Genomic DNA, 13313 nt, shown 5'->3' on the forward strand with positions numbered 1-13313 from the left:
CCTACTATTTTATTTAATATTCTTTCTGATCTTACAGTGGAACGTTGATTGTATCATCATCACCATCAGAAGGATATTTCAGCGTGTGCATCATATCGTCTTTTGGAGAAGTCACTGTATCTATTGCCGGTTTTGTAATGACATCTCTTTCAGGAATTGAGATATCTGTTCCTCCTTTTACTGTTTCAGGATCTTTTACCTGTTTTTCTAAAAATGATGCGAAAAACGGCTTTTTCTTTGAGTTGTTGCTTTTCATAATGTTTTAGTTTTGGGTTGATATATTAGCTTAAGCTGTATTTATATTTAGTCTAATTCTAAAACACCTTCATCACCGTCTGAAGGATATTTCATCGTTACATTGTCATTATTAGGCTTTGTAATGCTGTCTTCAAGCGCTGTAGTAGTGATATGATCCTTGATTACTGAAGTAATCTGATCTGCAGCAGCAGAAGTAAGACCTCCTCCTGTTATTGTTTCAGGGTCTTTAACCTGCTTCTCTAAGAATGACGCAAAGAATGGCTTCTTTTTTGAATTTTTGTTTTCCATAAGTTAATATTTTTATCGTTTTGACAAACGCAAAGTACAAAAATTTCAACTCATGGAGAAATAATATAAATTTTTAATAAAATTTTAACATAAAACTAAAAATCAGAGTATAAAATCAATTCAAACCAAGAAAATCCTTGACAACATTTGCAAAATCAACCGGATTTTCTGCCTGTACCCAATGTCCGGCATTCTTTACTGTCACAATTTTAGCTTTAGGAAATTGCTGTTTGATACCGAATTCGTCCTGTGGAAGGATATAGTTGGATTTTGCTCCTGCAATAAACAGTGTATCACCTTCAAAAACCCCGAATTTAATGGCATTGGAGACAAATTCTGTATATTTTTCAGATAGCGTTTTAAGATTGAATCTCCAGCCCAGTTTTTTATTATCATCCCAATACAGGTTTTTCGTAAGAAACTGTACGGTAGATCTTTCAGGAATATATTGGTTCAGGACGGCTTCCACTTCATTTCTTGAAGTTACCGTATTGAAATCAACGGTCTCCAGCGCTTTAATAATTCCCTGATGATGCGGCGGATATGCTTTAGGCGAAATATCTACAACGATCAGTTTTTCAACCCGTTCAGTATATTTTATCGCAAACTGCATCACTGCTTTTCCTCCTAATGAATGTCCCAGAACATGAGCTTTCTGAATACCATAATGATCCATATAACGGGCAATATCATCTGCCAGATCATCATGAGACATACTTTCTGAGTGAAAGCTTCTTCCGTGGTTTCTAAGATCGATCAGGTGTACCGGAAGATATTCTCCCAGATCCTTTCCGAAAGTTCCCCAGTTGTCGAGCATTCCGAATAGTCCGTGAAATACAAGAAGCGGCGTATTCGTTACATTTTCGCCGAATATTTTTGAGTTTAAGATTTCCATATTTTTTACCATTTTGCCAGTCTCTTCAGATAAGCCTGAACCGTATTTTCCAATCCCATATAAAGTGCTTCAGAAACCAAAGCGTGTCCGATAGATACTTCCAGAAGGTTCGGAATGGTATCTGAAAAATATTTCAGGTTTTCCAAGCTCAGATCATGCCCGGCATTGATTCCCAATCCGAATTTTGTAGCTTCTACAGCTGTGTCGTAATAAGGTTTTATAGCTTGTTCTTTATTGGTAAGATAATTTTTTGCATAAGCTTCTGTATACAATTCTATTCTGTCTGCACCTGTTTTAGCTGCATATTCTACCAATTCCGGCAAAGGATCCAGAAAAATAGAAGTACGGATTCCTGCTTTTTTAAATTCTGCAATGATGTCTGTAAGGTAATCGAGATGTTTCTGGGTATCCCAGCCTGCATTGGATGTAATAGCGTCATCAGCATCCGGTACGAGAGTCACCTGTTCAGGCTTCACCTCCAGTACCATATCGATAAAGCTCTGATGAGGGTTTCCTTCAATATTAAACTCAGTCGTAACCAACGGCTTCAGATCATAGACATCTTTTCTTGTGATATGCCTTTCATCAGGTCTTGGGTGGATGGTAATTCCCTGTCCTCCGAATTCCTGAATTTTTACAGCAGCTTCTGTAACACTTGGGGTTTCACCTCCTCTTGCATTTCTTAACGTCGCAATTTTATTAATGTTTACGCTTAGTTTTGTCATTTTTTATTGTAGATGTTAGATATGATATGTTAGAAGCTTGAAGCCTGAGGCTGGAAGTAAATCCAGACATTGTACTTCCTTTGGTCTTCTATATTCATGATCATTTAAAAATTTAATTAAAATTTGTTTTAAAGGTGCTGAAACTTCCAACTTGCCTCTTCTGCCTTCAAGCTTTTCTAAACCTTCACGCTTACCTGCATCACCTGAAGTTCAAATTCTTTCGAAGCCACCAGTAAATGGTCAAAAATATCGGCCTGAATCTGCTCAAAACGTTCCCATTGCGAATCATTGGCAAAACAGTATACTTCAAGTGGCAGCCCTTGTGGGGTAATCTCCAGCTGGCGCACCATTCTCGTTCCGTTTTTATCCACATCAGGATCATTTTCGATGTACTGTTGTGCATAGTACCGGAAAACTCCGATATTGGTAAGCTGTTTTCCATTCACAATTTTATCTTTATGTTCCAGGCCTTCTTTTTCTTTTCTGATTTCAGAAGTCTTTTCTTTCAGATAATCAGAAATTAAATTGATTTCTTTTAACCGTTCAATATCTTCATCCGTAAGAAACTTAAAAGAATTGATGTTAAAGTAAATTGATTTCTTAATCCTTCGGGTATTAGATTCAGACATCACCTGCATATTCTTGATCTCGGTGGTCATCAAATCATAAGTGGGAATCGTAGAAACTGTTTTATCAAAGTTGGTAATTTTGGTTGTCAAAAGGTTGATCTCCGTAATATTTCCTTCGATGCTGTATTTCGGAATACTTACCCAGTCTCCTACTTTCAGATTTTTGGAAGTAGCCACGTGAAGACCTGTTACAAACCCAAGAATAGTATCTCTGAAAACCAATACCAGAACAGCTGTAATTGCCCCAAGACTTCCTACAATAGTGGTTCCTTTGATTCCGAAAATCACACAGAGTCCCACTACTGTAAATATGAAAAGTCCTAAAATTTTTACAGTTTCGGAAATGGCATTAAGCGCCATTATTTTATAGAAATCCTGTTTAATGCTGAAATAATTCCTGAAAGCTGTCAGTGATCTGTAAAGCATTCCCGCTAATATCAGGACCAATCCCAGATTGATACATCTTATAATAAAGATGGTTGTTTTTGGCAGTGCATTTTCCGGAAAAACAGATCCCTGAATCCCGGCAACAGCAATCAAAGCAGCAAAATGAGCTACAGAATTGGTGATTTTAGACTGGTAAATAGATTTTAAGATCGGAAACTTCTGTTCATTATGAAATAACCTGAATACGGAATTGATGATGAACTTAAAAATAAAATCGGCAATAAAAAACAGGACAAGAAGTAAGCTCAATTTTACAATGATATGAAAAATCCAATCCAGCCCGGAAGGTGAAATCCGGGTAATGTAAATATAAAGCTGCTCGCTTAGCTCCTGTATAAAGTTTTTGGTTTCTTGTAACTGGTCATTCATCACGGCAAATTTATGAAATTAAGAATCATCATTTTACTATTCACAATCAATTTTCATCCCAAAAGCTATTCACCCTAAAATATTTAATAAAAATTATGAGCAATGATCTTAAAAAATAGTAAGTCTGCCGCAAACCACAATTATAGATGAAAAATTAACTATAAATTACAGATTTAAATAAAAAATATTAAAATAATTTCCACTTTCAATGTTTTAATATCAAAAATTAATTAAATTTGATTAAAACTAAACCCATCAAAACCAATTAAATATGAAACAAAACTACTTGTTCATTATGCTGTGCAGCCTTGTACTGTTAGTCAATTGTAAAGGCGGTGATGACTCGATCAACCCGGAAGTTTCCAAAACAGTATCCACTGGAACTGTAGAAGGCAAAGTATTTGCTAAAAACGGAACAAAACCTATTGGCGGTGCCATTGTATTTACTATTGACAGCAAAAATCAGGTTTATCACACGTATTCCAATGCGGATGGTTCATTCAACCTGACTGCACCTGAGGGAAATACAACCCTTCACATCCAGACTGGCAATGGCCTTAATTTCAGAACTGAAATTCCCGTTACGGTTAATAAAAATGAAACAACCAGTGTTGCCAGCAAAGATTCCAAACTGAATCAGATTGCAAAAATAGCTTATGTAGAAGGTAGTTATGACGAGATAGAGGCCATTATTACAAGTCTTGGTTACACCGCGACAGAAATCAGCTATCAGGATTTAAAAAATTTCAATACCATTTCTCAGTATGATATTATTTTCCTGAACTGCGGTTCACGTAATCCTGCACAGACGGGAACCAACTCTCCCGGTAATGATCTTTCTGTTTTCAGTAATCTTTCTACTTTTATCACGAATGGCGGAAGCATTTACACCTCAGACTGGGCAGCAGCTTATCTGGTAGGGGGAGATAAATACGTTTCAGGCTGCAGTACTTATGGAGGTTTTCTGGATCTCACAAAGATTTGTTTTACCAACACCGGAAATTCTGCCATGTATAATAACTGTAGTGTTACCAATACTGCTATGGCGGCAGCATTAGGGTTTAGCACACTGGATATTCAGTATGATATGTCTTTATGGGAAAAAATTCAGCATTATGATCCTACATTCTGGGAAGTACTGGTACAGAAAGGTAATGAACCTTTGATGATAAGAACTAATAAATATGTGGATAAAACGGCTCCTAAAATCTCAGTGGGAACATCTTTAAACAATAATCATATGACGATCTGCCATCATACGGCAGGTGGCAACAATGTTACCATTACCATTAATCAGAATGCCTGGAATGCTCACCAGGCGCACGGTGATTACGTGGGATCATGTTCAGGAACAACAAGTAGTGGAAATATCTACTATACCACATTTCATAACCATGCAAGCGGAAATATCGGTAAAGCAGGACCGATTCTGGAATACGTAATCTTAAATTTGTAATAAAATTTTATAACTCAGTTCTCAAAGTGGCTTTTTATAAGGTCACTTTTTTTATATTGCATGTATATTTTTTTTAAGAATGGATACAACAATTATTAATATTTTCTGCCTCATTTTATTATTTATTGGAATATTGGGTACTTTTCTTCCGGTATTGCCTGGTCTTTTACTGAGTATCTGTGGACTTTTGATCTATAAATTCGGAACGGATGCTGATCTTTCCATGATTTATATCTGGGCCTTCGGAATTCTTACCGTAGCTTCAGTAGTATTAAGCTATGTAATTCCGGCAAAGACCAACAGAAAATATGGAGGTACCCGTTGGGGAAGTATCGGTTCTGTTATTGGAACTATTATTGGAATTTTTATTCCGATTCCGTTGGGATTTCTGATAGGAATGTTTGCAGGGGTATTTATTGGTGAATTACTTCACGACAGCAAGGATATGAATAAAGCCTTACAATCAACCAAAGGAGCATTGATTGGATTCATTTATGGAACCGGATTCAGTTTTGTGGTGGGAGTGGCAATGTTTTTGGTAGTATTACTTGATATGTTTAACGTCATTTAATTAAATATAAGAAACTATGTTCCATAAAGTTATCATACTCAGTCTGGGAATATTTGCATTAACAGGATGTGATGCCCAAAAGAAATCCAGGATGAATACAAAAGCTGCTGAAATGTCTACAGGTACAAAATCAACAACTACAAATAACCAGAAAGACGGTGTTATCTACCTGAATGAAGGAGAAAACAAGTTTTTAAGAGAATACCAGATGAATGTGACATTCAAAGGGGTTTCTGAAGACAGCCGTTGTCCTGAAGGAGTCAATTGTATCTGGGCAGGAGTTGCTCTTGCCCAGGTGGAAGTAATGGGAACTTCTACCCGTCCGATGATTCTGAACCTCGCCAGCGGAGATTTCCCGGGAAGAAATTATCACCAATCGACAGAATTTAATGGTTACACTATTACATTGCAGGATATTGCTCCGTATCCGAAATCTCAGGATGGAGCAAAAGCATTAGCCGGAAAATATAAAATCGGAATTACGATAAAAAAAGCAGATCAATCAGCTGATTCTACCAGGAAATAGACTTTTTCCCTTTGGAAACAAGGTATTCATTGATTTTTGAGAAAGGCTTGCTTCCAAAAAAACCTCTGTATACAGAAAAAGGTGAAGGGTGTGCCGATTTAAGAATAAAATGTTTAGCCGGATCTATGAGTTCGGCTTTTTTTTGTGCAAAAGCTCCCCACAATACAAACACTACATTTTCTTTTTTATCTGAAATTTCCTTAATGATAAAATTGGTGAATTTTTCCCAGCCAAGGTCTTTATGTGAATTGGGTGAATGCGCACGAACCGTTAATGTAGCATTCAGCAGTAAAACGCCCTGTCTTCCCCAATCATCAAGTTCTTTGGAAGTTCTTACCACTCCCAAATCATCTTTTAGCTCAATAAAAATATTTTTAAGTGAGGGCGGTGCGGCAACCTGCTCAGAAACAGAAAAGCATAAACCATTTGCCTGATAATCGTTATGGTAAGGATCCTGGCCAATAATCACCACTTCAATATCATCAAAAGCAGTAAGTTCCAATGCTCTGAAGATCTGATTTTTTGGCGGGAAAACTTTGGTTGTTGCATATTCATTCTTCACGTTCTCCCAAAGGGTAGTAAAGTATTCCGTACTTTTTATAGGGGCTAAAATTTCTGTCCAGGTCATACTGCAAAAATAATAATATTAAAATAAGGGCTTCCATTATACTTTAAATATCTTCACTTTTCTTTCAATAAGCATATACGAAAAATAGGACAGCAATAGTGAAAGAGAGATTAACAAAAAATTATTAAGATGGTAATTATTCACAATAACAAAATCCTGCTTCTTCACCATATAATGGATAATGTATAACGAGTAAGAAATATTTCCTAAAAAATACACAGCTTTGGTTTCTAAAAATGTTTTGAGATAGTTAGGCTTTCCTTCATAGAGATATTTAATTATCAAAGCTGATAATAAAGGGATAAACAACAGCCCTTTTTCCACAAACAACATGGACACAAACAATAGGATAATGATATAAAGGATCTGGTTTTCTTTCTTCATTTTAAATGATGGTAAAAGAGCAGCTCCAATACCAAGAAAATAGGAAGAAACTGTTCTTAACAGGGAAACAAAACCATAAGGAAGATCAAGATATCTTGGTGACTCTCCTATTTCCATGGGATGTTCGGAGCCAATATATAAATGTCCGGGTAAATAAGGAAGAAGAAACCTCAAAACCAAACTTATGATGATTAAAATTTCGCTGCGTATTTTATAATACAGGATGAACCATAACATAAAAGGGAATATCAGATAGCAAACCCATTCTGTACTCAGTGACCAATAGACCACATTCAGCAGATAATCCGGGTTAAAAAAACACTGTAATAAGGTGGCGTTTATGAAGAATCCCGCTACAGAAGGCTTCATTAAAAACAATGCTATAAAAACTACTGATATAATGTACACAGGATAAATCCTGTTGATTCTTTTTTTATAAAAAACCTCTATTACTTTATAATTCAGATTCTTCAATTTTCCGGAATAAGAAACTGTTAGTAAAAAAGCACTTAACACAAAAAAAATATCAACTGCTACATATCCCTTTCCTACTACATCCTGAATGAATTCATTCCTAAAAAAACTAAAATGAAAAAACGCTACCCATAATGCAACAATCCCTCTAAGTCCCGTTAAAGATTTTATTTCATTTTTCATATGTAATGTCAATCGGCAATAAAGATAGAGAAAAACCTAGCAGATCTCATAAGAGTTGGCTGAAGCTCTTTTCAATCTAAAGATAATATTATCGGGAAAACCTTCATCCTGCTTTCCTTCCTGCAAAATAAAATGATGTTTTAAAAGAAGACCTTTTGAATTTTCATTGAATGTATTGGTAATAGCAACAATTTCATCTAAATGTAATTCATTAAAACCAACATCTAAAACCGCTTTTAATGCTTCAGACATAATTCCTTTTCGGTGATACTCCGGCAACAGTTCGTAACCAACTTCTGCTTTCTTCCGGTCTTCAGAAAAATTCCAGAGACAGATGGTTCCGATAAGATCCGGCTGATCTTTTAAAGAAATCCCCCAATAAAAAGTTTGGTTATTCTTAGTTCTCTCCTTAATGGTCAAAATAAACTGAAGTGCATCATAATTATTCTTCGGTGAGTTTCTTATAACAAACCGATTGATTACTTCATTACTTCGAATGCGCAAAATATCATCAACATGGCTTTCGTTGATGTTTTTCAATAATAATCTTTCGGTTTCCAGTTTCATGGCTCAAATGTAATAAAAGCAGCTCAATCCTATTAAATTCATGGTTAATTTATTCTGTACATCTCTCAGATATACGTAATAATCAAAATTCTCACTAAATTTGCACTGTGTATATAGATAAAGAAGATTTAGACGAATTAGAGTTTCCGCAATTGCTCGCGGAAATCTCCCCATTTGCGTATTCTCCGAAAACAAGAGAAAAAATTCTTCAACTTCGTCCGATGGAAATTGACGAGGCGGAACTTTCATTAAAAAAAACGTCAGAATATCTGTCGAGTTTTGAAAGTTCAAATGCGATTCCGTTTGATGAGTATGAAGATATTGAAAGTGAGCTGAAATTGATGCTGATTGAGAACTACCGTCTGGAAAATGCTGCTTTCATCAAAATAAAAACCATCACGGAACAGATCGGAAGACTTCAGAAATTCTTCCCTACCATGCCGGAAACGTTTCCTACGTTATTAGAAGAAGTTTCTGTACTGGAATTCAGAAAAGAGATCATTGAAAAGGTAGATAAGGTTTTTAACCGTTTTGGTGAAGTGAAAAATGAGGCTTCTCCAGCTTTGAAAGGGATAAGAACTGAAATTCAGCTTGCTAAAAAAGCAATCCAGGAAAATTTTAACCGTGCGCTTACCACGTATGGACAGAGTGATTTTCTGGACGATATCCGGGAAACGATTATTGATGACCAGAGAGTTCTGGCGGTAAAGTCAGGATTCAAAAAAAGGGTTGCCGGAAGAACATTAGGAATTTCCAAAACGGGTTCCATTACGTATATTCAGCCGGACAGTGTTGTAAAACACTATTTCAAGCTGCGTGAAAATGAAGAGGAAGAAAAAAAAGAAATTGATAAAGTTCTCCGTAAGCTTACTGCCGAACTGGCAGAATTTCAACCTCAGCTATGGAGATATCAGGTGTATATTTTTGACCTTGATCTTACGAGAGCTAAAGCAAAATTTGGTGAACTGATCAACGGAGTTCTTCCTAAAATCAACCATCATAAAACGCTTAGATTAAAAGATGCTTATCATCCTCTTTTATGGTTAAGAAACAAAGTTGAGAACAAAACAATTCACCCTCAGACACTTACCTTAACAGAACATAACAGGATTATCTGTATTTCCGGTCCGAATGCCGGCGGAAAATCAATTACCCTGAAAACAGTTGGACTATTGCAGCTGATGATTCAGAGTGGTATTCTTGTTCCTGTTCACCCAAAGTCTGAAATGTTTTTCTTTGAGAAAATCATGACGGATATTGGAGATAACCAGTCCATTGAAAACCATTTATCGACCTATTCATCAAGATTGAAGAAAATGTCAGGAATCATCCGTGAAGCAGATGCCAATACCCTTCTGCTTATTGATGAATTCGGTACGGGTTCTGATCCTGAACTTGGAGGTGCGCTGGCAGAAAGTTTTATGGAGTTTTTCTATGACAAAAAGAGTTTTGCCATCATCACAACGCACTATACCAATATTAAACTGGTAATAGAGCAGCTTCCCAACGCTCAGAATGCAGCCATGCTCTTCAATGAAGAAACCTTGGAACCGATGTATAAGCTGGAAGTAGGACAGGCAGGAAGTTCATTTACGTTTGAAGTTGCAGAAAAGAATAAAATTCCGAGATTCATTATCCATTCTGCCAAGAAAAAGGTAGAGCATGATATTGTGAATCTTGACAAAACGATTGTAAAACTGCAGCAGGAAAAATTTGAAGTTGAAAAACTGAAATCCGATCTTGCAGAAAGAAAAGAGTCTGTAGAAGATAAGCGTGATAACCTTCAGAAACTGAATGACCAGCTTCAGCAGAAACTGTTCAATTTCCAGAAATTATATGAAGAGGAACACCGCAAACTTCAGTTTGGAAATAAGATTGAAGCATTCATCGACAGCTATACCAAAGGGAAATCCAGAAAGGATGTTGTAAAAGATTTTGTAAAACTTCTTGAGCAGGAAAAATTCCGAAAACTGGGCAGTGATAAAGATGAAACCAAACGTCTGCAGGTTGTTAAGAGAAAAATAACCCAACAGCTGAAAAAGGAAGAAGTAATTGAAAAAATTGCTGAAACCAATGAAAGACTGGAAGAAAAACGTAAAACCGACCGCGCTGTCTGGATGAAGATTGGACAACGTGTTCGTATTACAGGAAGTACCAGTGTAGGAACTATTGAGAAAATCTCCAGAAACAAAGTGATCGTCAATTACGGAACTTTCAAAACCACGATTGATGCGGATGAACTTGAGAGAATTTAATTAATCTATCTAAGGATTAAGTTACACAAATACAGCGAGAGCACTTTTCAGTGTTCTCGCTTTTAATTTTATTTTTTAATGAATCTTTTAATTCTCTCTTGTATAAAGGTTTTTAATATATTTGAATTCATAAAGTATTAAACATTGTGAGAAACTTTACTATTCTTTGGATCTTTTATAAAAAAATACTGCTTCCTGCGTTACTGTTTTCATTACTTATTTGTTTTCTGCTTCCCTACAGGCTTGAAACATTTGGATTAAGTTTTCTTCTGATTTTACCTGTTCTTCATTACTTTATGTATGAAATAAGGTTTAAAAGCGAATATTACTTTTATGCCAATTCAGGGTTTTCAAGGATTTTTCTTTGGGCAGGAACAATAGTATCAGGGATTATTGTAAAAATTATAACATTGTTTTTATGAGTAAACTTCATGTTGATAGTGTAACAAAATCTTTTAATGAAAGAAAAATTCTGCAGGATATTTATATAGGATGTGAAACAGGGCAAATTACAGGGTTATTAGGCAGAAATGGTAGCGGAAAATCAACGCTTCTAAAAATTATCTTCGGGATTGAACATGGTAATACGCAGTTTATAAGATATGATCATACCATTTTGAAAACCATTTCCGATAGAAAAAACAGAATTGCTTACTTACCACAGGATCTCTTTTTACCCAAGTATGTAAAAATCAAAAACCTGATTCCTCTTTTTTGCAATCAAAAGAATACTGAACTACTTTTTACTTCAGAATTCATACAGCCTTTCCTCCATGAAAAACCTAAAAACCTTTCTAAAGGTGAACAGAGAATTATTGAAACCCTGATGATTATTTATTCTGAAGCCCATTTTATTTTACTGGACGAGCCATTCCATAGTCTTTCGCCAAAGTTTACTGAAGAATTAAAGAAAAATATACTGCGGGAGTCAGCACATAAAGGTTTTATTATTTCTGATCATAATTTTAAAGATGTTCTGGATATTTCTGAACGTATATTTCTGCTTTCAGACGGTCATCTGAAACAAATACAAGATTTAAGTGAACTGCAGCGGTATAATTATCTTCCGAAAAGCATTTAATTTATATATTTGGAAGATCAAAAATATTTCATGATGACTTTCATAAACAAAGCATTCTATTTATCCGCTATCAGTATCTTATCTATAACCTTTGTAAAGGCACAGACAAAAGTCCCTTTTGGAGTGGTAAAAGCTGAGGAAGGATATGCTAACGTACGTGTACATAAAGACGATTACCGAAAAATTGTAGACAAGATCCGTATGCGCAAAGGAGATGTATTTGTTTATGTAAAACCGGCTCCGGGAGAAACAGAATGGATCTGGATCAAATATCCGGAAAAACAGGATGACGACAAGCCTTTTGTACGGTATGAAACTCTTGATAAAGAAGGTATGGTGAATAAAGGGCGTATTGCATATGTGGACCAGCTTCCCGCCTATACTCCATCTAAATCTAAAAATGGAAGATCCCTTATTTTCACCGACAATTCGGATCCTAAAATCCCTACTGCCCAAAGAAGCAAAGTGGTGATTGATATTTATCCTTCCAATGCAGGATACCGTAAAAAGGAAAAAGATGCGGATGGAAAGATTCTTACCATTGATAAAGTAAAACCGTGGGGAATTGGAAATGACCTTCCTGAAGGAATGACCGAAATCAAATCCATCAGAGTGCAGCAGCCCGGAAGAGGATCTGTTTTTGTAAGAGAAGCTATCAAAAATATGTTCCAGCCTACCATGGATTTTGAGAACGTAGGAGTAACATCTCTTGACAATGATAACATCTTCCTTTACATGATCAACGGTTCAGGAGAAAACAGATATACTACCTTGTGGACAATTAAGAAAGGAAGAGTAATCAGCCAGATTATTTATCATAATCCGGAATAAATTCATTATTTTTGCATTCGAAAAGTTTTTACGCTTATTCATCACAGAAATTGGTTCTGCATCACTGCAGATTAAAAGGGAACCGTGTGAAAATCACGGACTGTCGCGCAACTGTAAGTAACTGAAGTCTTTATCAAAGATCCACTGTGCGAGGCATGGGAAGGAGATAAATGATGTTACAAGTCAGGAGACCTGCCTTTTTCTTAAACATGTAACTTTCGCGATTTGAAGTTGTATTGATCTGATGGATTGTTTCAGGAATTCTGTAAGTTCCTGTCATTATTCTGTTGTTTCCAATCATTTCTTATCGCTTTAATTAATAATGATATATGACTACAGAAGAAAGAATTGAAGCATCCGAAACCAGAATCTTTAAAGCGGTTTTCCCTAACACTACCAATCATTATGACACTCTTTTCGGAGGTACAGCCATGCAGCTGATGGATGAAGTAGCTTTTATCACAGCAACCCGTTTTGCCAGAAAAAGAGTGGTAACCGTAAGCAGTGATAAGATTGATTTCAAAAAACCTATTCCTGCCGGAACCATTGTGGAACTGATCGGGAAAGTTTCATACGTGGGAAAAACCAGTATGAAAGTGAATGTTGAAATTTACACTGAACAGATGTATTCCTATGAAAGAGAAAAAGCTATTGTAGGTGATTTTACTTTTGTAGCCATCGATGAATTCAAAAAACCAATTCAGATACTATAAATAAATTTCGGGCGGCCTTTGGCCGCCCGAAAT

Annotated in this window: 15 protein-coding genes and 1 riboswitch; of the genes, 7 read left to right on the plus strand and 8 right to left on the minus strand. The window is 35.9% G+C overall.

Going from position 1 to position 13313, the window contains the following annotated elements; genetic code table 11:
* Nucleotides 1–31 precede the first annotated feature (31 nt).
* The 5 genes from EK417_RS10880 to EK417_RS10900 all read right to left on the minus strand — a co-directional run bounded on the left by EK417_RS10880 (nt 32) and on the right by EK417_RS10900 (nt 3611).
* Nucleotides 32–256, minus strand: coding sequence for a microviridin/marinostatin family tricyclic proteinase inhibitor (locus EK417_RS10880; protein ID WP_076597416.1), 225 nt, complete (start codon nt 254–256; stop codon nt 32–34).
* Between the two features lie 47 nt (nt 257–303).
* The gene (locus tag EK417_RS10885) at nt 304–546 is read right to left on the minus strand and encodes a microviridin/marinostatin family tricyclic proteinase inhibitor (RefSeq protein ID WP_076597417.1); all 243 of its coding nucleotides are present in this window, start codon (nt 544–546) and stop codon (nt 304–306) included.
* Nucleotides 547–661: 115 nt separating this feature from the next.
* Nucleotides 662–1441: an alpha/beta fold hydrolase gene (locus tag EK417_RS10890; protein ID WP_228457921.1), complete on the minus strand. Its 780-nt coding sequence runs from the start codon at nt 1439–1441 to the stop codon at nt 662–664.
* Between the two features lie 5 nt (nt 1442–1446).
* The gene (locus tag EK417_RS10895; RefSeq protein WP_076597419.1) at nt 1447–2166 is read right to left on the minus strand and encodes a pyridoxine 5'-phosphate synthase; all 720 of its coding nucleotides are present in this window, start codon (nt 2164–2166) and stop codon (nt 1447–1449) included.
* 176 nt (nt 2167–2342) lie between these two features.
* The gene (locus EK417_RS10900; protein ID WP_076597420.1) at nt 2343–3611 is read right to left on the minus strand and encodes a mechanosensitive ion channel family protein; all 1269 of its coding nucleotides are present in this window, start codon (nt 3609–3611) and stop codon (nt 2343–2345) included.
* Nucleotides 3612–3882: 271 nt separating this feature from the next.
* Between EK417_RS10900 and EK417_RS10905 the strand changes: the two genes are divergently transcribed.
* The 3 genes from EK417_RS10905 to EK417_RS10915 all read left to right on the plus strand — a co-directional run bounded on the left by EK417_RS10905 (nt 3883) and on the right by EK417_RS10915 (nt 6164).
* Complete coding sequence (locus EK417_RS10905; RefSeq protein ID WP_228457922.1) at nt 3883–5067, plus strand: carboxypeptidase-like regulatory domain-containing protein; 1185 nt, start codon at nt 3883–3885, stop codon at nt 5065–5067.
* 79 nt (nt 5068–5146) lie between these two features.
* Nucleotides 5147–5638 carry a DUF456 domain-containing protein gene (locus tag EK417_RS10910; protein ID WP_136522171.1) on the plus strand — a complete coding sequence of 164 codons (492 nt, stop codon included), beginning with the start codon at nt 5147–5149 and terminating at the stop codon, nt 5636–5638.
* Nucleotides 5639–5654: 16 nt separating this feature from the next.
* A complete protein-coding gene (locus EK417_RS10915; protein ID WP_076597423.1) occupies nt 5655–6164 on the plus strand; it encodes a hypothetical protein in 510 nt (169 codons plus the stop codon).
* Here EK417_RS10915 and EK417_RS10920 read toward each other — a convergent pair.
* The 3 genes from EK417_RS10920 to EK417_RS10930 are packed head-to-tail and all read right to left on the minus strand — an operon-like array spanning nt 6151 to nt 8400.
* The gene (locus tag EK417_RS10920; RefSeq protein ID WP_136522172.1) at nt 6151–6792 is read right to left on the minus strand and encodes a uracil-DNA glycosylase; all 642 of its coding nucleotides are present in this window, start codon (nt 6790–6792) and stop codon (nt 6151–6153) included. The genes EK417_RS10915 and EK417_RS10920 overlap by 14 nt on opposite strands.
* Nucleotides 6793–6828: 36 nt before the next feature.
* Nucleotides 6829–7833, minus strand: a complete 1005-nt coding sequence (locus EK417_RS10925; RefSeq protein WP_136522173.1) for an acyltransferase family protein — start codon at nt 7831–7833, stop codon at nt 6829–6831.
* Between the two features lie 36 nt (nt 7834–7869).
* Entirely contained in the window at nt 7870–8400 is a 531-nt protein-coding gene (locus tag EK417_RS10930; protein WP_136522174.1) for a GNAT family N-acetyltransferase, read from the minus strand.
* A gap of 107 nt (nt 8401–8507) precedes the next feature.
* Between EK417_RS10930 and EK417_RS10935 the strand changes: the two genes are divergently transcribed.
* The 4 genes from EK417_RS10935 to EK417_RS10950 all read left to right on the plus strand — a co-directional run bounded on the left by EK417_RS10935 (nt 8508) and on the right by EK417_RS10950 (nt 13280).
* Nucleotides 8508–10655, plus strand: a complete 2148-nt coding sequence (locus EK417_RS10935; protein WP_136522175.1) for an endonuclease MutS2 — start codon at nt 8508–8510, stop codon at nt 10653–10655.
* Nucleotides 10656–11073: 418 nt separating this feature from the next.
* Nucleotides 11074–11736, plus strand: a complete 663-nt coding sequence (locus EK417_RS10940; RefSeq protein ID WP_136522176.1) for an ATP-binding cassette domain-containing protein — start codon at nt 11074–11076, stop codon at nt 11734–11736.
* A 30-nt stretch (nt 11737–11766) separates the two neighbouring features.
* Nucleotides 11767–12567 carry a hypothetical protein gene (locus EK417_RS10945; protein WP_136522177.1) on the plus strand — a complete coding sequence of 267 codons (801 nt, stop codon included), beginning with the start codon at nt 11767–11769 and terminating at the stop codon, nt 12565–12567.
* A gap of 34 nt (nt 12568–12601) precedes the next feature.
* A riboswitch (cobalamin riboswitch) is annotated at nt 12602–12781 on the plus strand.
* A gap of 115 nt (nt 12782–12896) precedes the next feature.
* Nucleotides 12897–13280 carry an acyl-CoA thioesterase gene (locus EK417_RS10950; protein ID WP_002977578.1) on the plus strand — a complete coding sequence of 128 codons (384 nt, stop codon included), beginning with the start codon at nt 12897–12899 and terminating at the stop codon, nt 13278–13280.
* Nucleotides 13281–13313: the final 33 nt, after the last annotated feature.

The organism is Chryseobacterium candidae (assembly GCF_004916905.1).
Taxonomy (GTDB): domain Bacteria; phylum Bacteroidota; class Bacteroidia; order Flavobacteriales; family Weeksellaceae; genus Chryseobacterium; species Chryseobacterium candidae.